The following is a 21247-nucleotide window of genomic DNA, read 5'->3' as shown; positions in this document are numbered from 1 at the left end:
GAACCTGTTCACCCCCTCCTCTCTTTGCGGGCAAGTACAGGGAACGCAGTATGTCCGAACACTTTCTCTATCTGGTTCAGCAGCTGCTGAACGGATTGACCATAGGTAGCACCTATGCCCTGATCGCCATCGGTTACACCATGGTGTATGGCATCATCGGCATGATCAACTTCGCCCACGGCGAGGTTTACATGATCGGCTCCTATGTCGCTTTCATGGTGATGGCGGGGCTCATGATGATGGGCATCGACAGCACCTTCCTGCTGCTGGGGGGCGCCTTCCTGGTCAGCATCATCATCACCGGCACCTATGGCTGGAGCATAGAGCGGGTCGCCTACCGGCCGCTGCGGGGCGGCAACCGCCTGATCCCTCTCATCTCCGCCATCGGCATGTCGATCTTCCTGCAGAACATGATGCGGATGGCCCAGGGCTCGCGCGACATCGCCATGCCCAGCCTCATCTCCGGCGGCTGGTCGCTGGGTGAAGCCGACGGCTTCCAGGCCAGCCTCTCCTACATGCAGCTCATCATCTTCGTGGTGACCTTCATCACCATGCTGGCGCTGACCCAGTTCATCGGCCGCTCCCGCATGGGCCGCGCCTGCCGCGCCTGCTCGGAAGATATCAAGATGGCCAACCTGCTGGGGATCGACACCAACGTGGTCATCTCCATCACCTTCGTGCTGGGGGCCGCACTGGCCGCCGTCGCCGGCGTACTGCTCGGCATGTATTACGGCGTCATCAACCCCTACCTGGGCTTTATGGCCGGCTTGAAAGCCTTCACTGCGGCTGTGCTGGGCGGTATCGGCAGCATTCCGGGCGCCGTGCTTGGCGGCCTGCTGCTCGGCGTGGTGGAAGCGCTCACCGCCGGCTATCTCAGCACCGAATACAAGGATGTGATGGCCTTCGCCCTGCTTATCTTTGTGCTGCTGTTTATGCCGACAGGTATTCTCGGCCGACCGGAAGTGGAGAAGGTATGATGAAACACCAATTTATCCATGCCTGTATCGCCAGCCTGGTGCTGCTGGTGCTCTCCTTCTGGCTGCTGGGCTTCAAGCTCGAGACCGACGGTTCCCGCCTGCTGGTAGTGAGTCGCCTCGATGTGTCGCTGGCCTGGCTGCTGGGCGGCGCCACCCTGGTGTTCTGGTTCCAGATGCTGCGTGGCCAGATCGCGCGCCTGTTCCAGGCCTCCATCAGTGGCTTCTCGGTTGGCTTCACCAAGCTGGTGCTGCCGAGCCCGGAGGAGGCACCCAAACTCTATAACCTCACCGCCGTGCTGGTACTGCTGTTCGCGGTGAGCTGGCCCTTCATGGCCTCTCGCGGTGCCATCGATCTCGCCACCCTGACGCTTATCTACATCATGCTGGGTCTGGGCCTGAACGTGGTGGTGGGCCTCGCCGGCCTGCTGGATCTGGGCTATGTCGGCTTCTACGCGGTCGGCGCCTACAGTTACGCCCTGCTCAACAGCTACTTCGGGCTGAGCTTCTGGGAGTGCCTGCCCATCGCGGGCGGCCTGGCAGCCCTGTTCGGCTTTCTGCTCGGCTTCCCCGTGCTGCGATTGCGGGGGGACTATCTGGCCATCGTCACCCTGGGATTCGGCGAGATCATCCGCATCCTGCTCAACAACATGACCAGCCTGACCGGCGGCCCGAACGGTATCTCCGGCATTCCCAAGCCGACGCTCGGTGGCCTGGAGTTCAACCGTACCGTCAAGGATGGCGGCTTCGAGACCTTCCACGAGTTCTTCGGCATCACCTACAACGCCAACCACAAGGTGATCTTTCTCTACCTGATGGCGCTGGTGCTGGTGGTGGCGACCCTGTTCGTCATCAACCGCCTGCTGCGCATGCCGCTGGGCCGTGCCTGGGAAGCGCTGCGGGAAGACGAGATCGCCTGCAAATCGCTCGGCCTCAACCCCACCATCATCAAGCTGACCGCCTTCACCATAGGCGCCTGCTTCGCGGGGTTTGCCGGCAGCTTCTTCGCCTCGCGCCAGGGCTTCATCAGCCCGGAATCCTTCGTCTTCATCGAGTCGGCCATCGTGCTGGCGATCGTGGTACTGGGCGGCATGGGCTCCCAGATCGGGGTGGTGCTGGCCGCCATCGTGATGACGGTATTGCCGGAACTGGCCCGTGAATTCAACGAGTACCGCATGCTGATGTTCGGTCTGCTGATGGTGTTCATGATGATCTGGCGGCCCCAAGGACTGCTGCCAATGACCCGTCCCCACCTGGAGCTGCGTAAATGAGCAACATATTGTTGGAAGTCTCAACCCGGCCGATGGGCTCCCCGACCGGATCGGCAAGCCGTCCGGCACTCTGCCAACTGACGGAGGAGCCGCGCCCATGAGCAACAAGTTAATGGAAGTCTCCAATCTGTCGATGCGCTTCGGCGGCCTGCTGGCGGTCAACGGTGTCGAGCTGGATGTCGAGAAGGGCGAGGTGATCTCCATCATAGGCCCCAACGGAGCGGGCAAGACCACCATCTTCAACTGCCTGACCGGCTTCTATCGCCCGACCGGCGGCGTGATCCGCTACAAGGGTGAAGAGATCCAGGGGCTGCCCGGCCACAAGATCGCCCGCAAGGGAATCGTGCGCACCTTCCAGCACGTGCGGCTGTTCAAGGAGATGACGGCGGTGGAGAACCTGCTGGTCGCCCAGCACCAGCACCTCAACACCGGCTTCCTCGCCGGACTGTTCAAGACCCCGGCCTTTCGCCGGGCCGAGCTGGAGGGACTGGATCAGGCCGGCTTCTGGCTCGACAAGGTGGGGCTCAAGGATCTCGCCAACCGCGCCGCCGGCAACCTGGCCTACGGCCAGCAGCGCCGGCTCGAGATCGCCCGCTGCATGGCGACCCGTCCAGAGCTGCTGATGCTGGACGAGCCGGCTGCGGGCCTCAACCCGAAAGAGACCGACGAGCTCAACGAGCTCATCATGAACCTGCGGGACGAGTTCGGTGTGTCAGTGCTGCTCATTGAGCACGATATGAAGCTGGTGATGGGCATCTCCAACCGCATCTTCGTGGTCAGCCAGGGCACCCCGCTGGCCAACGGCAAACCGGATGAGATCCGCAACAACCCGGCGGTGATCAAGGCCTATCTGGGCGAATCGTAAACACAGGAGTCACGATGTTAGAACTTCGCAACGTATCGACCCACTACGGCAAGATCCAAGCGCTGCACGACGTCAGCGTCGAGGTAAAAGAGGGGGAAATCGTCACCCTGATCGGTGCCAACGGCGCTGGCAAGACCACCTTGCTGATGACCCTGTGCGGTGAACCCAAGCCCAGCAGCGGCTCCATCTGGTTCGAGGGGGAGCAGATAGACTCGCTCTCCACCGCCCGCATTATGCGCAAGGATATCGCCGTGGTGCCGGAGGGGCGCCGCATCTTCGCCCGCCTGACGGTGGAGGAGAACCTGTTGATGGGGGCCTTCTTCGTCGACAAGTCCGAGCAACACGCCCTGCTGGATCAGGTGTTTACCCTGTTCCCGCGACTGCACGAGCGGCTGGAACAGCGAGCGGGCACCATGTCCGGCGGCGAACAGCAGATGCTGGCCATCGGCCGTGCCCTGATGAGCAAGCCGCGTTTGCTGCTGCTGGACGAGCCCTCTCTCGGGCTGGCTCCCATCGTCATCCAGCAGATCTTCGACACCATAGAGCAGCTGCGCCAGAAGGGGATGACCATCTTCCTGGTGGAGCAAAACGCCAACCAGGCCCTCAAGCTGGCCGACCGCGGCTATGTGCTGGAGAACGGCCACGTGGTGCTGCAGGACACGGGGGCGGCCCTGCTGGCCAACCCGGCGGTGCGCCAGGCCTATCTGGGTGGCTAGCCAGTTGCAGCGGCCAGACCCGAACAGCACAGCCACGCGAGCATATGGCTCACGTGTCGGAGCGACTGGCCGATGAGCAGGCAAAAGGAAGCGCAGGATCACCACCACTTCTGGGGGCACCCTGCGCTGCCCTTTATCGAGGCGCGAGCGGTACAGGATGGCCGCCGTGTCTGTTATGACAAGCACAGCCACCCCCACTTCTCCATTGGCGCCATCACCGGTGGCCACAGTCACTATCTCAACCAACGCAACAGACAGGAGGTCAGCACCGGCAGCCTGGTGCTGATGAACCCCGAAGAGGTGCATGCCTGCAACCCGATCACGGATCAGCCCTGGTCCTATCTGATGTTCTATCTCGATACGGAATGGCTGCGCAGCCAGCAGGAGGAGGCGGGATTGGGCAGCGAATTTCGCCCCTTCGACATGACTGCCAGCCGGGATCCCCTCCTATATCAAGGGTTGCAGCGCCTTTACCGCCAGCTGGTTCAAGAGGATGACTCCCTGGTCCGGGAGGTGGCCTGCCACCAGTTCAGTCGCCAGCTGCTGGCCAGGCTGACGCCGGCGACCTGGGATGATCGCCCCCCACAACACCTGCAGCGGGCAGCTGAGCTGATGCCAGACGACAGCGCCAGCATGCTGACCCTGCAGCAGCTGAGCACAGTGGCCGGCCTCACCCCGTCCCACTTCGTGCGCAGCTTCAGCCGCCACTACGGCATGACGCCCCACGCCTATCTGCTCGATCAACGCATCCGCCACGCCCGTACCCTGCTGCGCCAGGGACAGCCGCTGGCGGAGGTGGCACTGGCGAGCGGCTTTGCCGATCAGGCCCATTTCCAGCGTCAGTTCAAACGGCGGGTCGCCACCACCCCGGGCCAGTACAGGTCACAGCTTGCCCGTCAGGGCGAATGCATCAGATAAGCTGCGCTCAACAGCAACAACAGGGCCATGGCCCGGTTGAACCAGCGCAGCCGGACCGGGGAGAGCAACAGCCCCTGCAGATAGCTGCCGACATAGGCCCAGCAAGCGATGGAGCAAAGGCAGATAACCAGATAGATACCGGTGAACAGCATCATCTGCCCGCTCCCGCCCACGGCACCATAGACCCCCATCCCCATGCTGGCCGCCAGCCAGGCTTTGGGATTGAGCCACTGCATCAGGGCGCCGTACCAAAAGGCGGGAGGTACTCCGCCCCCCTCTTCCAGCTCCCCCTTGTCCGCCACCAGCTGCCAGGCCATGTAGCAGAGAAATAGGATGCCACCCCAGCGAACGGCGCCACTCGCCACCGGCCATTGCGACAGGGCGGCGCCGAGCCCCAGCCCCATCAGCAGGAGCAGCAGGATGAAACCCAAGGTCGCCCCCACCACGTGACGCAGGCTGGCAAGAAAGCCGTAACGGGCTCCGCTGCCGAGGGCAACCAGATTGACCGGCCCAGGCGAGATGGACATGGCCAGGGAAAACCCGGCCATCGACAGCAACAGACTCATTTCCATGGCATACCTTCCAACAAGAGAGTGAGCCTCCAGCCTAGCCATCCAGTCCGGCCCGATATTGAAGGAAATTGCGATCGCCGGCGGCAATAACCCGACACTTTGCGGGCTTAGCGGCGGCGCCAGCTTGCGGTACACTGGCCGGTAATCCACCTATTCGCAGGACATGTCAATGGACCAGTTTGCCCATATCAGTGCCCATGATGCCCACCAGAAGCTCGCCGCCGGTGACGCCCGCCTGGTCGATATTCGCGACCCGCAATCCTTCGCGGCGGCCCACGCGGTCGGCGCCTTCCACCTCACCAATGGCACCCTGGTGCACTTCATGAACGAGGTGGACTTCGATACCCCGGTGATCGTGATGTGCTATCACGGCAACAGCAGCCAGGGGGCGGCCCAGTACCTGCTGCAACAGGGTTACGACGAGGTCTACAGCCTGGATGGCGGCTTCGAGGCCTGGCGCAGGGAGTTCCCCGTCGAGGCGGGCGAGGCATGATCCAGCTGCTGGTGCTCGACAACGCCCGCATGGCCCAGGCGCTGGTGGACTATCTCGCCACCCTGGGCATCTCGTGCGAGCTGACCCAGTCCGAGCTTGGCGTCTCGGTCTGGCTGGCGGACGAGCAGCGCCTCGCCCAGGCCCAGCAGGAGGTCAAGCGTTTCCTGGCCGAGCCGACCCACCCCCGTTACATGGAGGCCTCCTGGCAATCCGGCCGGGCTGATGCGCGCATCGACTACAGCAAGGGGATGACGGATCCGATCACCGATTTCCTCCATCAGGCCGGCCCGCTGACCCTGGTGGTCATCATCGCCTGCCTGGCCATCTACGGACTGGATGCCATCGGCCTGCCGATCTTCGATCAGCTGGCGTTCCACCCGACCCTGGCCCAGTTCACCGACTGGCAGGCGTGGCGCTACTTTACCCCGGCCCTCATCCACTTCTCGGTGCTGCACCTGGTGTTCAACCTGCTCTGGTGGTGGTATCTGGGAGGCCAGATTGAGCAACGGCTCGGCAGCGGCAAGCTATTGATCCTGCTGCTGGTCGGTGCCGCCCTGCCCAACATCGCCGAGTTCTTCGTTAGCGGTCCGCGCTTTGGCGGCCTCTCCGGCGTGGTCTATGCCCTGCTCGGCTACAGCTGGATGCGCAGCAAGCTACAACCGGCCTGCGGCCTCGTCATGCCGCCGGCGCTGATGGGCTTCATGCTGTTCTGGCTGGCCCTCGGCTTCTTCGACCTGCTCGGCAACACAGCCAACACAGCTCATCTGGTCGGCCTGCTGGTGGGTCTGCTGCAAGGCTGGCTGGATCGCCATCACAAACCAGCCTGAGTCGATTTGACATAAACAAACGCCGTCCCGATCTCGGCAAAGCGAGGCAATTGTCGGTAGAATGTCTGCCAACGATTGAGGAGAACGTCATGATCGACCCGAAGAAACTGGAAGAGATCGCCAAACAGGTACACAACGCCCTGCCCCCCGGCATCCGCAGCATGGGTGAAGAGGCAGACAAGAAAATTCGTCAGGTACTGCAAGCCCAGCTGAACAAGCTGGATCTGGTCAGCCGTGAAGAGTTTGACGTGCAGACCAAGGTGCTGCTGCGCACCCGGGAAAAATTGGCCGCTCTCGAAGCCAAGCTGGCACAGCTGGAACAACAGCTCGGCCCCAAGGGCGAATAATCGAAACCCCGGCCCAGGCCGGGGTTTTTGCTGGACGGACAAAGCGGACTCCCGATTTCCTGCAAAAGAGCCCTCTTTCATCCTTGTGTCACAAAAGCAGCCCCATGCTGCAGCATGGCGGCAGCAGATGAGTTAGCCTCCGTGAAGTTGGACGCAGCACGAGAGTGGTCGTACGCCACGCCGGAATGACGACACAAGTACATGAAGCAGTTAAACTAAACAACACCGCATCCAGACCGCAAGGACGCCATGTCAGGACTCTTCTTAAAGACCGCCAAGGCCGTTGGCCGCAACGGGCTCTCATACCGTCTGCTCTCTTATATTCTGGTGTGCAGTACCGTATTGGCCATGATCATCACGGCGCTTCAGCTCGCCTGGGATTATCGCAAGGATGTAGCCGTCATCGAGGACAGCATCGGCCAGATTGAAGCCTCTTTCCTGCAACCCATCGCCGCCAGTCTGTGGAATCTGGATGAAGAGCAGGTCAAGGTACAGATCGAAGGGATCATGAACCTGCCCAACATGCAGTTCGTGATGGTCAAGGAGATGCTCGGCAACACCGAAGTGCCCTTGCTGACCCAGGGGGTGGAGCGCCCGAGCTACGACATCTCCCGCGAGTTCAATCTCACCTACCAGGATGAGGTGGTCGGCAAGTTGTTCGTCGCCGCCTCCCTCGAGCAGATCTACCAGCGCCTCATCGAAAAATCCGTGCTGATCCTGGTCAGCCAGACCATCAAAACCCTGGTGGTCTCATTCTGCATCCTGACCATCATCTACTACATGGTGGTCAGACACCTCAATCGCATCGTTCACTACGCCCAGAGATTCACTCTGGACAGTCTCGACATGGAGCTGGAGCTGGAAGGCCGCCCCCTGCCCCGCAAGAATCCTGACGAGCTGGACACCCTGGTCGCCTCCCTCAACCAGATGCGAACCCGCCTAAACGACGAGTTTGCCGCACGCCATCAGGCGGCGGAACAGCTGCAACAGGAGCGGGATTTCTCCGCCACTCTGATCAACTCGGCCAACATGGTTATCTGCTGCATGGAGCCGGATCTCTCCATCGCCAGCATCAATCCGGCAGCCATCATGCTGACCGGTTACCACCAGCAGGAGATTCTGCATCACAACTGGCTGGATCTGTTCGTCAGCAAGGAGCAGCAGGAGGAGCTGGCACTGACCCTCGCCAGCCAGGGCTATATCGAGGATAAAGAGGTCATGATGCAGGATCAGCAGGGCCACCAGCTGGTGCTGCAGTGGACCTTCGCCCCCTTCTACGAGGGATTGAACCTCAAGTATCTGATCGGATTCGGTTATGACATCACCCGCCTCAAGAAGATCGAGCGGGAAATCAGCCAGCTCAACGAACAGCTGGAAGGCAAGGTGGTGGAGCGCACCCGCAGCCTGAGCGATGCCAACGACCAGCTTGGCAAAGCCTACGACGACCTGAAGCAGGCCCAGCAGACTCTGGTTGAGTCTGAGAAAATGGCTTCTCTCGGTTCTCTGGTGGCCGGGGTGGCTCACGAGATCAACACCCCCATCGGCATCAGCGTCACCGCGTCCTCCTACCTGCAGGAGCGGGTAGCCGACTTCAAGCAGCACATCGAGGCCAAACAGCTCTCCCGCTCCTACCTCAACGAGTTCACCGTCAACCTCGACGAATCCATGCAGCTGCTGCAGGGCAACCTGCGCCGCGCCTCCGAGCTGATCGCCAGCTTCAAGCAGGTGGCCGTCGATCAATCCTCCGAGGCTCGCTACAACTTCAACCTCGCCGACAACCTGCACCAGGTAGTGGTCTCCCTCGGCCACAAACTAAAGAAGGCCCAGTGCGAGGTGGACATCCAGTGCGATCCCAAGCTGTCGATCTTCTCCTTCCCCGGCAGCTTCACCCAGATCTACTCCAACCTGATCCTCAACTCCATCAACCATGGTTTCGAGAATTGGGACAAGCCGAAGAAGATCACCATCAAGGTGGAGCAGCAGGGTGAAGAGCTGATGATCGACTACAGCGACAACGGCCGCGGTATCCCGCCCGACATTCTGCCCCGCATCTTCGATCCCTTCGTCACCTCCAAGCGGGGCCATGGCGGCAGTGGTCTTGGCACCCACATCATCTACAACCTGGTGGTACAGTTGCTGCGTGGCCGCATCCACTGCGCCAGCGAACCTGACAGCGGCGCCCAGTTCCATATTCGCCTGCCAATCCAGCATAACTGAGTGCCAGCTCTTGTGAGCTGGCCACTTTGTCCCCATCATGCTGTGATTGCATTCCAAATGAGCGGAGAATCTCGCAATGGCACAGCATTTTGACTATATCGCCATCGGCGGTGGCAGTGGTGGCATCGCCTCGGCCAACCGGGCTGCCATGTACGGCAAGAAAGTCGCCCTGATTGAAGCCAAAGAACTGGGTGGTACCTGCGTCAACGTCGGTTGCGTACCGAAAAAAGCCATGTGGTATGCCGGCCAGATCGCCGATGCCCTGAAATATGGCGCCGACTACGGCTTCGACACCACTCTCAACCACTTCAGCTGGGCCAAGCTGGTCGAGTCCCGCCAGGCCTATATCGGCCGCATTCATCAGTCCTACCAGAACGTGCTGGGCAAAAACCAGATCACCGTCATCAAGGGCTTCGCCCGCTTCGTCAGCAGCAACACCATCGAGGTGAACGGCGAGCAATACAGCGCCGATCACATACTGATCGCCACCGGTGGCCGCCCCGAAGTGCCGGCCATTCCGGGTGCCGAACTGGGCATCGACTCCGACGGCTTCTTCGAGTTGCAAGAACAACCCAAGCGGGTTGCCGTGGTGGGTGCCGGTTATATCGCGGTGGAGATCGCCGGCGTGATGCAGGCGCTCGGCTCCGAGACCCACCTGGTGGTGCGCAAGCACGCACCGCTGCGCAACTTCGACCCCATGATCCACGAGACTCTGGTGGAGATCATGGCGCAGGAAGGACCCAAGCTGCACACCCACGCCATTCCGAAAGCCGTGGTCAAGAACGCCGACGAGAGCCTGACCCTGCAGCTGGAAGATGGTCGCCACCTCACCGTCGACTGCCTGATCTGGGCCATCGGCCGCGTCCCGGCCACCGACAACCTCAACCTGGCCGCCACCGGCATCACGCTTGACGAGAAGGGCTTTATCCCGACCGACAAGTTCCAGAACACCGCCGTCGCCAACCTCTATGCGGTGGGTGACAACACCGGCCGGATCCAGCTCACCCCGGTGGCTGTTGCGGCGGGCCGCCGTCTCTCCGAGCGGCTGTTCAACAACAAGCCAAACGAGCACCTCAACTACGATCTGGTGCCGACCGTGGTATTCAGCCACCCGCCCATCGGCACCATAGGGCTGACCGAGCCGGAAGCCATCGCCGAATACGGTGAAGATCAGGTCAAGGTCTACCGCAGCCAGTTCACCGCCATGTACTCGGCGCTGACCCAGCATCGCCAGCCCACCCGGATGAAGCTGGTCTGTGTCGGCCCGGAAGAGAAGGTAGTCGGCCTGCACGGCATCGGCTTTGCCATGGACGAGATCCTGCAGGGCTTCGGCGTCGCCATGAAGATGGGTGCCACCAAGGCGGACTTCGACAACTGTGTTGCCATTCATCCCACCAGCGCGGAAGAGTTTGTGACAATGCGCTAACCGCATATCAGAGTCACAGCCACTTGCTACCAAACCCGGCTCAGGCCGGGTTTTTCGATCTTTCTCCTCCCCCAAATAGTGCCCACACCTGCTTTTTTACGCCGATTTTACGCCTGCCAAATCCGGCTTTATGGCGCCTTTACGCCGGTTATTCCTACCATTTGGTCGTCAATTACACCAATGGAGTCGATATGAATTGGCTATATCTGCTGCTGGTCCTCGCCCTCGCGGGCTATCTGCTGCGCGCCCTCGCGCGCCCCCATGAGTGAGGAACCGGATATGTGGCAAGAGATCATCTATCCCGTCGCGTTCGTACTGCTGGTGCTGCTGCCGGCGCCTCTGCTTGGCAACTACCTGTATCGGGTGTTTGAAGGCAAGAGTCGCTGGCTGGCCCCGCTTGAGCGCGCCACCCTGACCTGCTGCGGCACGGACGGGCGCGAGCAGGACTGGAAGTCCTACGCCCTCAGCCTGCTGGCCTTCAACGGTGCCGGCTTCGGCCTGCTGTTCCTGATCCTGCTGGCGCAGGGGCTGCTGCCCCTCAACCCGCAACAGCTGCCCGGGCTGAACTGGCAACTCGCCTTCAACACCGCGGTCAGCTTCATGACCAACACCAACTGGCAGGCCTACTCCGGCGAGGCCAGCCTCTCCTACTTCAGCCAGATGGTGGGGCTCACCACCCAGAACTTCGTCTCGGCTGCCACCGGTGCCGCCGTCGCCATCGCCCTGTTTCGCGGCATCGCCCGCCAGCAGACCACCCACCTTGGCAACTTCTGGCAGGATCTGGTGCGCTTCTGCCTCTACGTGCTGCTGCCGATGGCATTGATCCTGGCGCTGCTGCTGGTCTGGCAGGGGGTACCCCAGAGCCTGTCGGCCTACCTGCCGTTCCATGCCCTGGAAGGCCAGGAGCAGCTGTTGCCGCTCGGCCCGGCCGCCTCCCAGATCGCCATCAAGCAGCTCGGTTCCAACGGCGGCGGCTTCTTCGGCGTCAACTCGGCCCATCCGTTCGAGAACCCGACCGCCCTCTCCAACTGGCTGGAGATGGTCGCCCTGCTGACGCTGGCCGCCGCCATGGTCTGCACCCTGGGTCGCTACGTGAAGGACCTGGCCCACAGCCGCGCCATCCTTGTCGCCATGACCCTGATGATGGTGATCGGGCTCTTCGTCTCCATCACCCAGGAGCTGAAACCGGACCCTGCCCTCGCCCAGCTCACCACTGACGCCAGCAACATGGCCGGCAATTGGGAAGGCAAGGAGAGCCGCTTCGGCCCCCTGCTCTCCAGCATCTGGGAAGTGGCGACCACCAGCGCCTCCAACGGCTCGGTCAACGCCATGCACGACAGCTTCACTCCCCTCGGCGGCATGGTCGGCATGATCAACATGCTGCTCGGCGAGGTCATCTTCGGCGGGGTCGGCTCCGGCATCTACGGCATGATGCTGTTCGTGCTGCTGACCGTGTTCCTGTGCGGCCTGATGGTGGGGCGTACCCCGACCTATCTGGGCAAACGGCTCGGCATCACCGAGATGAAATGGGTGGTCGCCAGCATGCTGGTGATGCCGGTCGGGGTATTGGTGATCGGCGGTATCACCCTGCTGATGCCGGACTCCGCCACCGTCATCGGTCACGACGGCCCCCACGGCCTGTCCCGACTGATCTATGCCTACGCCTCGGCCGCCGGCAACAACGGCTCCGCCTTCGCCGGCCTGGCCGCCGCCGACAGTTGGCAGTGCATCGCCATCGGGCTGGCCATGCTGCTCGGCCGCTTCGGCTACATCATCCCCGTGCTGGCCATCGCCGGCCAACTGGCCCGCGCCCCGCGCCAGGAGCGAAGCGAGGGGGACTTCCCCGTCAGCGGCCCGCTCTTCATCACCCTGCTGATCGTCACCGTGCTGCTGATGGGGGGTCTCTCCTTCCTGCCGGTACTGGCGCTGGGTCCGGTGGCGGAACACCTGAGCCTGCTGGGAGGTGCCTTCTGATGCTGCACACCTCACTGATCGCCGTGGTCAACTATTCGATGCTGGGAGCTTTCCAATGAGCAAGTCCGCTTCAATGAGCACCGACACCCTCAAGGTGAAGGGCAAGAAACAGAAATCACAGATCATGCAGGCCATGGTGGAAGCCCTCTATCGCTTCAACCCCAAAGCGTTGCTGGGCAGCCCCATCCTGTTCACCCTCTGGCTGGCGGCCGTGATGGCCAGCGTGGAATCCCTGCTGGGGCAACCTGTCTCCGGCGTCGCCCCTTCGCTGGCCTGGCAGCTGACCGCCTGGCTCTGGCTCACCCTCTGGTTTGCCAACTTCGCCGAGACCCTGGCCGAGGGGCGTGGCAAGGCGCGGGCCGACAGCCTGAAGGCGGGCATGAGCCAGCTCAGGGCACGCCGGGTCACCCACCCGCAAGATGACAAGGGGGAGTGGGTGCCGGCCACCAGCCTGCGCAAGGGCGATCTGGTGCTGGTGCGCAGCGGCGAGATGATCCCGGCCGACGGCGAAGTGGTCGCCGGCATCGCCTCGGTCAACGAGGCGGCCATCACGGGGGAATCCGCCCCCGTCATCCGCGAGTCGGGCACCGACCGCAGTGGCGTGACCGGCAACACCACCGTCGTCTCCGACGAGATCTGGGTGCGCATCAGCAACAATCCGGGCGAAAGCACCCTGGACCGCATGATTGCCCTGGTGGAAGGGGCCAAGCGCCAGAAGACCCCCAACGAGATGGCGCTGGATGCCCTGCTGGTGGGGCTGACCCTGATCTTCCTGCTGGTGGTGGCCACCCTGCCCTGGTTCCTCGACTACAACGGCACCCAGGTGCCCAGGCTCTACCTGCTGGCGCTGTTCATCACCCTGATCCCGACCACCATCGGCGGTTTGCTCTCCGCCATCGGCATCGCCGGCATGGACCGGCTGGTGAAGCTCAACGTGATCGCCAAGTCGGGCCGGGCGGTGGAGGCCGCCGGCGACGTGCGCACCCTGCTGCTGGACAAGACCGGCACCATCACCTTCGGCAACCGGATGGCGGATGAACTGATCCCGGCCCCCGGTATCGATCCGGCCCTGCTGGCCCAGGCCGCCATGCTGGCCTCGCTGGGTGACAACACGCCGGAGGGCAAATCCATCCTGACCCTGGCTGGCAAGAGCCACACCAGACCGAGCCAGCTGGAGAGCGACATCCTGATCCCCTTCAGCGCCGAGACCCGGCTGAGCGGGCTGGATCGCAACGGTCATCAATATCGCAAGGGGGCGGTGGATGCCGTGCTGCGCTATCTCTCCCTCGATCGCAAGGCGGTGCCCGAGCCCATCCTCAAGTCAGTGGACAGCATAGCTCGCCAGGGCGGCACACCCCTGCTGGTCTGTACCCACGAGAAGCTGCTGGGGGTGGTGTTCCTCAAGGACATCATCAAGCCGGGCATCAAGGCCCGCTTCCAGATCCTGCGCCACATGGGGATCCGCACCGTGATGATCACCGGTGACAACCCGCTGACCGCCGCAGCCATCGCCGCCGAGGCCGGGGTGGACGACTTCATCGCCGAGGCGACGCCAGAGAAGAAGCTGGCCTACATCCGCCAGGAGCAGGCCGACAGCCGGCTGGTGGCCATGTGCGGGGACGGCGCCAACGACGCACCGGCACTGGCCCAGGCCGACGTGGGGCTGGCCATGAACGAGGGCACCCAGGCCGCCAAGGAGGCGGGCAATCTGGTGGATCTCGACTCCAACCCCACCAAGCTGCTGGACGTGGTGCTGGTGGGCAAGCAGTTGCTGGTGACCCGTGGCGCCCTGACCACCTTCTCCATCGCCAACGACGTGGCCAAGTACTTCGCCATCCTGCCGGCCCTGTTCATCGCCGCCTATCCGCAACTGGGGGCGCTGAACCTGATGCAACTGGGCAGCCCCGAGAGCGCCATCCTGTCAGCCATCATCTTCAACGCCCTGATCATCGTCGCGCTGGTGCCGCTGGCCCTGCGCGGGGTCAGCCTGCAGGGCACGGCGGCCAGCCTGCTGCGCCGCAACCTGCTGCTCTACGGTGTCGGCGGCCTGATCGTGCCCTTTATCGGAATCAAGTTGATCGACCTAGTTATCACCGGCCTGGGGCTGGTGTGATGAAGACGCAGCGCGATGGTATCCACGGCCAGATCGTGCCCCCATGCATGGGCATCAAGCTGATCGACCTGGTCATCACCGGCCTGGGGTTGGTGTAACGGCATCACCGGATGCGGGGCAGACCCGCATCCACTCAACGTATTTGGAGCAAACACATCATGATCGCAATCAGAACCCTGCTGACCCTGACCCTGCTGCTGGGGGTGGCTTATCCGCTGGCCGTCACCGGACTGGCCCAGCTGCTCTTCCCCTGGCAGGCCAACGGCAGCCTGCTCACCAATGACAAGCAGCAGGTGGTCGGCAGCGCCCAGCTGGCCCAGAAGTTCGAACGGGCCGACTACTTCCACTCCCGCCCCTCCGCCAGCGACTTCGCCACCATAGGTGGCGGCGCCAGCAACCTGGGGATGAGCTCGCCGCTGCGGGCCGAGTTTGCCGCAGCGGCGGCCAGGGCACAGCCGGAAGCCAGGGTCCCCGCCCTGCTGACCCGCTCCGCCTCCGGCCTCGATCCCCATCTGCCGCTCGATGCGGTGCTGGCTCAGGTGGACCGGGTCGCCGGGCAACGGGGGCTGGATCCCGTTCGGCTGACGGAGCAGGTCAAGTCGGCGGCACAAGCTGGTATCCTTGGCCCGCAGGTGGTCAACATTCTCCAGTTGAACCTGCAACTCGATCATCAAAAGGGCGCCTGAGGGCGCTCCTTGCCGTTCGGGAAGGCTCCCTTTCGACAACGGGGACAAGCATGAGCAATGAGGTCACGGCCGCGGTTCGGCCGATGCAACGGGAGCGCAGGGATGCGTGATGAAGTGAGGGCGGACGCCCTGCTGGCGAGCCTGGAACAGGAGCACAGGGGCAAGCTGAAGGTGTTTCTCGGCGCGGCCCCCGGTGTGGGCAAAACCTACGCCATGCTGCAGGCGGTGCGGGAACAGGCCAGGGAGGGGGTCGACATCCTGATCGGGGTGGTGGAAACCCACGGTCGCCAGGAGACCCTGGCCCTGCTCGACAAGCTCGCCATCCAGCCGCGCAAGCTGCACCTGCACCGCCAGCAGCGGCTGGAGGAGATGGATCTGGACGGCCTGCTGACCCGCAAACCCGCCATCGCCGTGGTGGACGAGCTGGCCCACAGCAACGCCCCCGGCAGCCGCCACGAGAAGCGCTGGCAGGATGTGGAGGAGCTGCTCGGGGCCGGCATTGACGTCTACACCACCCTCAACGTGCAACACCTGGAGAGCCTCAATGATCTGGTGTGGCAGCTGACCGGGGTCAGGGTCAAGGAGACCCTGCCCGACCAGGTGCTGCTGGAGGCCGACAGCCTGGTGCTGATCGACCTCCCCCCCAAGGAGCTGCTCGGCCGCCTCAAGGAGGGCAAGGTCTATGTGCCCCACCAGGCCAAGGCCGCCCTGCAGTCCTTCTTCTCCCTCAACAACCTGACCGCCCTGCGGGAGCTGGCGATGCAGACCGCCGCCAGCCACGTGGAGGGGGATCTGCAACTGCAGTGGCAGGCCGCCGGCAAGACCACCTTGCCGCTGAGAGGCAAGCTGATGGTCTGCCTCGGCGACGAGCACGGCGCCGCCCTGGTGCGCTACGGCCACCGCTTCGCCCAGCGCCGCCAGCTGCCCTGGCTGGTGGTGCACGTCGACAGCAAGGGGCAGCGTTCCGCCGAACAGGAGCAGGCGCTGGCGCTCGCCTCCCAGCTGGGTGCCAGGGTGCTGACCCTCTCCAGCCCGGCGGTGGCCGATGCCCTGCTGGAGACGGCCGAACAGCAGCAGGTGTCGCAACTACTGCTGGGCAAACCCCACAAGGCGCCGTGGCGCCGCTCCCTGGTGCAACATCTGCTCAGGCAGGCACAGGGGCTCGAGATCACCCTGGTGGACACAGAGAAGCGCAAACCCGGCCTGAACTGGCAGCCGCTTCACCCCAAGGACATTCGCCAGAGCCTGCTGGCGGTGGTCATCATGGGGACCACCTCGGCCGCCGTCTGGGGGCTCTCCCACTGGCTGCCGCCCGCCTCCCTGCCCATGCTGTTCGTGCTGGGAGTGCTGGCCACCGCGCTCACCACCAGCCTGGTGCCCGCCATCCTGGCTGCGGTGCTGGGCTTCGTCGGCCACAACCTGCTGTTCACCGTCCCCTACTTCTCCCTCAGCGTCGCCAGCCACAGCGACCTGCTCACTCTGTTCGTGCTGCTGATCGTCGGCATCACGGCCGGACGGCTCGCCTCCCGTCAGCGCCAGCAGCTGGTCGGCCTGCGCGAGACCCAGCAGCTGGGCAACGCCCTGCTCTCCCTGAGCCAGGGGCTGGCCACCGCCAGCAGCCCGGTCGAGGTGCTCAGGCAAGGGAGCCAGGCCATCTCGCTGGCACTGGGCCAACCGGTGTTTGCACTCGATCGGCACTACCAGTACTGGGCCGGCTCGACCGAGCACAAACCGGGACAGACCGACAAGGCTGCCATCGACTGGTGTCTGGCCCAGAAGCAGAGCGCCGGCGCCCACACCGCCACCCTCAACGCGGCCGAGGCCCAGTACCATCACCTCAGCGATGATCTGGTGCTGGGCATACTGCTGGCCAATCCGCTCGCCTCCTCGGCCGAGCATCAGCTGCAGGCGCTGCTCACCGATATCCGCGCCGCCCTGGCCCGGATCGACCTCAACGAGCGGCTGGCCGACAGCCAGCTGCAGGCAGAGACCGACCGGATGCGCGCCGCCCTGCTCTCTTCTGTCTCCCACGATTTGAAGACGCCGCTCGCCACCATCATGGGGGCCGGCAGCACCCTGCTGGAATATGGTGACCGGATCAGCAGCGAAGACCGCAGCGAGCTGTTGCACTCGGTGCAGGAGGAGGCGCGCCGCCTGCACAGCTATGTGCAGAACCTGCTGGACATGACCCGCATCGGCTCACCCGACTTCCAGCTGAAACGGGATTGGGTCGATCTTGCGGATCTGGTGGAGAATGCCCGCCGCCGGCTCGACTCTTCCTGGCGCCAGCACAAGCTGCTGGTGCACTTCGATCAGCAGATCCCCCGGCTCTATGTGCACGGCGCCCTGATCGAGCAGGTGCTGGTCAACATCCTCGACAACGCCTCCCGCTACTCGCCGGCTGGCACCCCCATCGAGTTCAAGGTGATGCTGGCGGACCCCGACCTCATCATCGACATCATAGATATCGGGGTTGGCATCGCCGAGTCGGACCGAGACAAGATCTTCAATCTGTTCTACACCCAGCCGGTCGGTGATTGCGGCAGCCGTGGTACCGGGCTTGGCCTCGCCATTTCCCGCGCTATGATAGAGGTCCATGGGGGCCGCATCTGGGCCTTTTCCGGCCCCAACGGCAACGGTACCTGCATGCGCATCTCTCTGCCGCTGGCCCTCAACGCACCGGCGGCCTGATGGTCGCCGCCCTTTTTCATCAGCGAGCTGGAGGTTGAATGGCTCACATACTGGTCATCGACGACGAGGCGGCCATCCGCCGTTTTTTGCGGATCAGCCTGATCGCCGAAGGCCATCAGGTCAGCGAGGCGGTCGGCGTCAACGAGGGGCTGGCGCAGTATCGCCACCTCAACCCCGACCTGGTGATCCTGGATCTGGGCCTGCCGGATGGGGATGGCCTCCAGGTGTTGCAGGCCATTCGCGAGCACCATCAGCATCCGGTACTGGTGCTGTCGGCGCGGGACTCGGAGCAGGAGAAGGTGCGGCTGCTGGATGCTGGAGCCAATGACTACATGAGCAAGCCGTTCGGCGTCGGTGAAATGATGGCCCGTATCCGGGTGCTGCTGCGCCAGCGGGCCGGGGTCAGTAGTGGCGAACAGCGCCACTTCCCCCAGTGCGGGCTGACCCTGGACAGCAGCAGCCACAGGGTCACCCTGGGGGAGGAAGAGGTACCCCTCTCCCGCAAGGAGTTCGCCCTGCTGCAGGCGCTGGTGTGCCACCCCGGCAAGCTGGTGCTGCAGACCCAGCTGCTCAACGACATCTGGGGGCCGAGCCACAAGGAGGACACCCACTACCTGCGCATCGTCATCGCCAGCCTGCGCAAGAAGCTGGGGGATAATCCCCAACAACCCAGTCTGATCGAGACCGAATCCGGCATCGGCTACCGTTTTATCGGCAGCTGATGTTTCACGTGGAACGACGCCAGCAACAACACAGGGCCAACAGACCGCAGCCACCGAGCAGCAGACCGAGATCCTGCAGCCAGGCGGCGACGGCGAGCCCCAGGCTAAGCAGCAGGTAGTAGCCGAGCCCGAACAAGGCACCGGCACTGCCTGCCACCTCTCGATAGGCCAGCAGCGCCTGGCTCAGCACATTGGGGATAGCCAGCCCGAATGCTACCACCACCCCCATCATGGGCAGCAGAAACCAGAGCGACGCCTGACTGGCCCACACCAGCCAACCCGAGCCCAGCGCCAACACGGCGGCGAGCCGGATCAGGGATCCAGGCGACCAGCCACGTCCAAGCAGACGCTTGTTGAGCAGACTGCCCCCCAGAGTCGCCAGTGCCAGCACGATACCGGAGTAACCAAACTCACCCGCGCTCAACCCCAGCCCGGCAAACAGAAACGGCGCCAGACTGTAGTAGCCGAACAGCATGGTGTTGAACAGCGCCACCAGAGCGGCGCTGCGCCACAAGCCGCTATCACGCACCATCCGGCATGCCAGCGGCCAGAGTGCCACTCGCTGGGTGGTGATCGGCCGGGTTTCCGGCAACTGCCGGCAGGCCATCAGCAACAAGCCGATTGCCAGTGCCAGCAGGGCGCCAAATACCCCGAGATAACCAAAACCATCGGCCAGCAGGCCGCCGCTCACCAGCCCCAGCACTGGGCTGAGGGAGAGCGCTATGCCCATCACCGAGAAGACCCGCGCCAGATCGCTGCCCTGATAGCTGTCGCGCAGCATGGTCTGGGTCACCACTGAACCCACGGCGGCGCCGAAGGCCGCAATGACCCGGGCCAGCAGCAGGGTTTCAAACTGGGTGGCCAGCAACGCCAGCAGGGTGCCGGCGCCATAGGTCAGCAACCCCGCCAACATGGCTGGGCGCCGACCGATGAGATCGCACAACCGACCCCAGCAAACCACGCCCGCCGCAAACGCCAGAAAATAGACCGACAGGGTCTGGGATGCCTGCCCCTCACTCACCCGAAACTCAGTGGCGATATGGGTCAGTACCGGGCTGTAGATGGTCTCCACTATCTGCGGAAACATCATCAGTCCGACCACCAGCCAGAGCGGTGGCAACTTGTTGTTCATGACAAACCTCCTTCACTAGAGGCCGTCATTCTAGAGTGACGCCAATTGTCTGATTACAATAAGCAGGACTATAAACATCAAGAATCGGACACATGGCCTTTATTCTTCCCGATCACCCTTTTGATCCGGACCAGCACGACGGCAGTGCCATCGGTATCGCCGCCGCCCTCGGCTGGCACGACTCTGGCCGCCACCAGCACAGGCGCCATCAGCTGCTGTTCGCCCAGGCCGGTTGCATGACCATAGAGCTGGACGATCAGGTCTGCCTGCTGCCGCCGACGCGGGCCGCCTGGTTGCCGGCGGGTCTGCCCCATCGGGTGCTGATGCGCGGGGTGGTGGCTTATCGCTCCCTCTATTTCACAACCGAACCCGGCTTGCCGGCCGAGATGGCGGTGCTGGCGGTCAACCCGCTGCTGCGGGAGATCATCGAACGGATGGCGCTCTGGCCGTGGGACAAACCGGAGGCAGAGCAGACCTGCACACTAGCATTATTGAAAGAGGAGCTGGCGCAAGCGCCGCGGGAATCCTGGCAGTTGCCGCTGCCGTCAGACCCACGTCTGGCCGGCTGGCTGCAGGAAGTGAAGCGGGGCGATGCCCTGCCCGATCGGCTCAACCGGCTGGCCGAACGGGTGGGTGCCAGTGACAAGACCATAGGTCGTATCTTCATGCGGGAGACCGGCATGAGCTACCAGGCCTGGCGTCAGCAGTGGCGACTGCTGCGAGCGCTGGAGCTGCTGGCAGAAGCCGAGCCCATCAGCCGGGTGGCGGCTGCGCTGGAGTTCGCCAGCGACAGCGCCTTCATCGCCTTCTTCAGGCAACATACGGGGCAGACCCCCTTGCGCTATCTCAACTCTCGGGGTGAGTCGCATCGGCCGAGCTCGCCTCCACCACCAGGGTATCCAGCGCCAGCGGCTTGAGGTTGTGAATGGCTTCCGCCACCACGGCATGGGAGGCCTGCTGCTGCTGGGCCAATATTTCCTGCTCCAGCTTGACGCTGTCCAGTTCGGGTCTGGGGTATTCGTCGGCCATGACGTTCAGGCTCAGGCTGCTGGCAATCAAGGTTGCGATCAGGATTTTCATCTGGTGTGCTCCGGTGTGGTTGAGATGACCAGATAACTATTCCAATTGTCGTGCCACATCTATAACAACATGATTTTGTTTAAATTAATTGTTTTTAGATAATAAATGGCGCCAGTTGGAAAACATCCTGTAGTCAGGATTGAACCAACAAGTGGTTATTTTCACCACACTAGATTTTGCCTGCTGTTCCACGTGGAACGTCCCATTTTTTTGATCGACACCC

The 21247-nt window shown here is 63.2% G+C and carries 19 protein-coding genes; 16 read left to right on the top strand and 3 right to left on the bottom strand.

Translation table 11 applies throughout. From position 1 onward, the window contains the following. Nucleotides 1-50: 50 nt before the first annotated feature. The 5 genes from livH to I6L37_RS04495 all read left to right on the top strand — a co-directional run bounded on the left by livH (nt 51) and on the right by I6L37_RS04495 (nt 4744). A complete protein-coding gene (gene livH, locus I6L37_RS04515) occupies nt 51-977 on the top strand; it encodes a high-affinity branched-chain amino acid ABC transporter permease LivH (protein ID WP_026457078.1) in 927 nt (308 codons plus the stop codon). Next, the gene (locus I6L37_RS04510; protein WP_216994121.1) at nt 977-2245 is read left to right on the top strand and encodes a high-affinity branched-chain amino acid ABC transporter permease LivM; all 1269 of its coding nucleotides are present in this window, start codon (nt 977-979) and stop codon (nt 2243-2245) included. The genes livH and I6L37_RS04510 overlap by 1 nt, the downstream gene beginning before the upstream one ends. 97 nt (nt 2246-2342) lie before the next feature. Continuing rightward, nucleotides 2343-3110, top strand: a complete 768-nt coding sequence (gene livG, locus I6L37_RS04505; protein ID WP_216993376.1) for a high-affinity branched-chain amino acid ABC transporter ATP-binding protein LivG — start codon at nt 2343-2345, stop codon at nt 3108-3110. Between the two features lie 14 nt (nt 3111-3124). Continuing rightward, nucleotides 3125-3826 carry an ABC transporter ATP-binding protein gene (locus tag I6L37_RS04500; protein WP_026457081.1) on the top strand — a complete coding sequence of 234 codons (702 nt, stop codon included), beginning with the start codon at nt 3125-3127 and terminating at the stop codon, nt 3824-3826. 72 nt (nt 3827-3898) lie between these two features. Beyond that, nucleotides 3899-4744 (top strand): AraC family transcriptional regulator, encoded by an 846-nt coding sequence (locus I6L37_RS04495; RefSeq protein ID WP_216993375.1) that lies wholly within the window; start codon nt 3899-3901, stop codon nt 4742-4744. Here I6L37_RS04495 and I6L37_RS04490 read toward each other — a convergent pair. Then, nucleotides 4723-5316: a LysE family translocator gene (locus tag I6L37_RS04490; protein ID WP_254203544.1), complete on the bottom strand. Its 594-nt coding sequence runs from the start codon at nt 5314-5316 to the stop codon at nt 4723-4725. The genes I6L37_RS04495 and I6L37_RS04490 overlap by 22 nt on opposite strands. A gap of 169 nt (nt 5317-5485) precedes the next feature. Here I6L37_RS04490 and glpE point away from each other — a divergent pair, with 169 nt between their 5' ends. The 10 genes from glpE (at nt 5486) to I6L37_RS04440 (ending at nt 18812) form a co-directional block, all read left to right on the top strand. Further along, nucleotides 5486-5809 carry a thiosulfate sulfurtransferase GlpE gene (gene glpE, locus I6L37_RS04485; protein WP_026458642.1) on the top strand — a complete coding sequence of 108 codons (324 nt, stop codon included), beginning with the start codon at nt 5486-5488 and terminating at the stop codon, nt 5807-5809. Next, nucleotides 5806-6636 (top strand): rhomboid family intramembrane serine protease GlpG, encoded by an 831-nt coding sequence (gene glpG, locus I6L37_RS04480; protein ID WP_042027077.1) that lies wholly within the window; start codon nt 5806-5808, stop codon nt 6634-6636. The genes glpE and glpG overlap by 4 nt, the downstream gene beginning before the upstream one ends. Nucleotides 6637-6725: 89 nt before the next feature. After that, a complete protein-coding gene (locus tag I6L37_RS04475) occupies nt 6726-6983 on the top strand; it encodes an accessory factor UbiK family protein (RefSeq protein WP_042027076.1) in 258 nt (85 codons plus the stop codon). 249 nt (nt 6984-7232) lie between these two features. After that, nucleotides 7233-9200 carry an ATP-binding protein gene (locus I6L37_RS04470; RefSeq protein ID WP_216993374.1) on the top strand — a complete coding sequence of 656 codons (1968 nt, stop codon included), beginning with the start codon at nt 7233-7235 and terminating at the stop codon, nt 9198-9200. Nucleotides 9201-9276: 76 nt separating this feature from the next. Then, nucleotides 9277-10626: a glutathione-disulfide reductase gene (gorA, locus tag I6L37_RS04465; RefSeq protein ID WP_017785126.1), complete on the top strand. Its 1350-nt coding sequence runs from the start codon at nt 9277-9279 to the stop codon at nt 10624-10626. 279 nt (nt 10627-10905) lie between these two features. Then, nucleotides 10906-12600 (top strand): potassium-transporting ATPase subunit KdpA, encoded by a 1695-nt coding sequence (gene kdpA, locus I6L37_RS04460; RefSeq protein WP_216993373.1) that lies wholly within the window; start codon nt 10906-10908, stop codon nt 12598-12600. A gap of 55 nt (nt 12601-12655) precedes the next feature. Beyond that, the gene (gene kdpB / locus I6L37_RS04455; protein WP_216993372.1) at nt 12656-14713 is read left to right on the top strand and encodes a potassium-transporting ATPase subunit KdpB; all 2058 of its coding nucleotides are present in this window, start codon (nt 12656-12658) and stop codon (nt 14711-14713) included. 158 nt (nt 14714-14871) lie between these two features. Continuing rightward, nucleotides 14872-15399, top strand: coding sequence for a potassium-transporting ATPase subunit C (locus I6L37_RS04450; RefSeq protein WP_216993371.1), 528 nt, complete (start codon nt 14872-14874; stop codon nt 15397-15399). Between the two features lie 102 nt (nt 15400-15501). Next, a complete protein-coding gene (locus tag I6L37_RS04445; protein ID WP_216993370.1) occupies nt 15502-18090 on the top strand; it encodes a sensor histidine kinase KdpD in 2589 nt (862 codons plus the stop codon). A gap of 38 nt (nt 18091-18128) precedes the next feature. Next, nucleotides 18129-18812, top strand: a complete 684-nt coding sequence (locus tag I6L37_RS04440) for a response regulator (RefSeq protein ID WP_216993369.1) — start codon at nt 18129-18131, stop codon at nt 18810-18812. A gap of 4 nt (nt 18813-18816) precedes the next feature. Here the strand turns inward: I6L37_RS04440 and I6L37_RS04435 are convergent, their stop codons facing one another. Next, entirely contained in the window at nt 18817-19944 is a 1128-nt protein-coding gene (locus I6L37_RS04435; protein WP_216993368.1) for a multidrug effflux MFS transporter, read from the bottom strand. A gap of 92 nt (nt 19945-20036) precedes the next feature. Between I6L37_RS04435 and I6L37_RS04430 the strand changes: the two genes are divergently transcribed. Continuing rightward, nucleotides 20037-20861: a helix-turn-helix domain-containing protein gene (locus I6L37_RS04430; protein WP_042027066.1), complete on the top strand. Its 825-nt coding sequence runs from the start codon at nt 20037-20039 to the stop codon at nt 20859-20861. Here I6L37_RS04430 and I6L37_RS04425 read toward each other — a convergent pair. Next, nucleotides 20791-21024: a hypothetical protein gene (locus I6L37_RS04425; RefSeq protein WP_005307116.1), complete on the bottom strand. Its 234-nt coding sequence runs from the start codon at nt 21022-21024 to the stop codon at nt 20791-20793. The genes I6L37_RS04430 and I6L37_RS04425 overlap by 71 nt on opposite strands. Between the last annotated feature and the right edge of the window lie 223 nt (nt 21025-21247).

Source organism: Aeromonas sp. FDAARGOS 1407 (genome assembly GCF_019048725.1).
In the GTDB taxonomy this organism is placed as follows: Bacteria; Pseudomonadota; Gammaproteobacteria; order Enterobacterales; family Aeromonadaceae; genus Aeromonas; species Aeromonas enteropelogenes.
The sequence above is the reverse complement of the archived record's forward strand: the minus strand, read 5'-3'. Positions and strand labels throughout refer to the sequence as shown.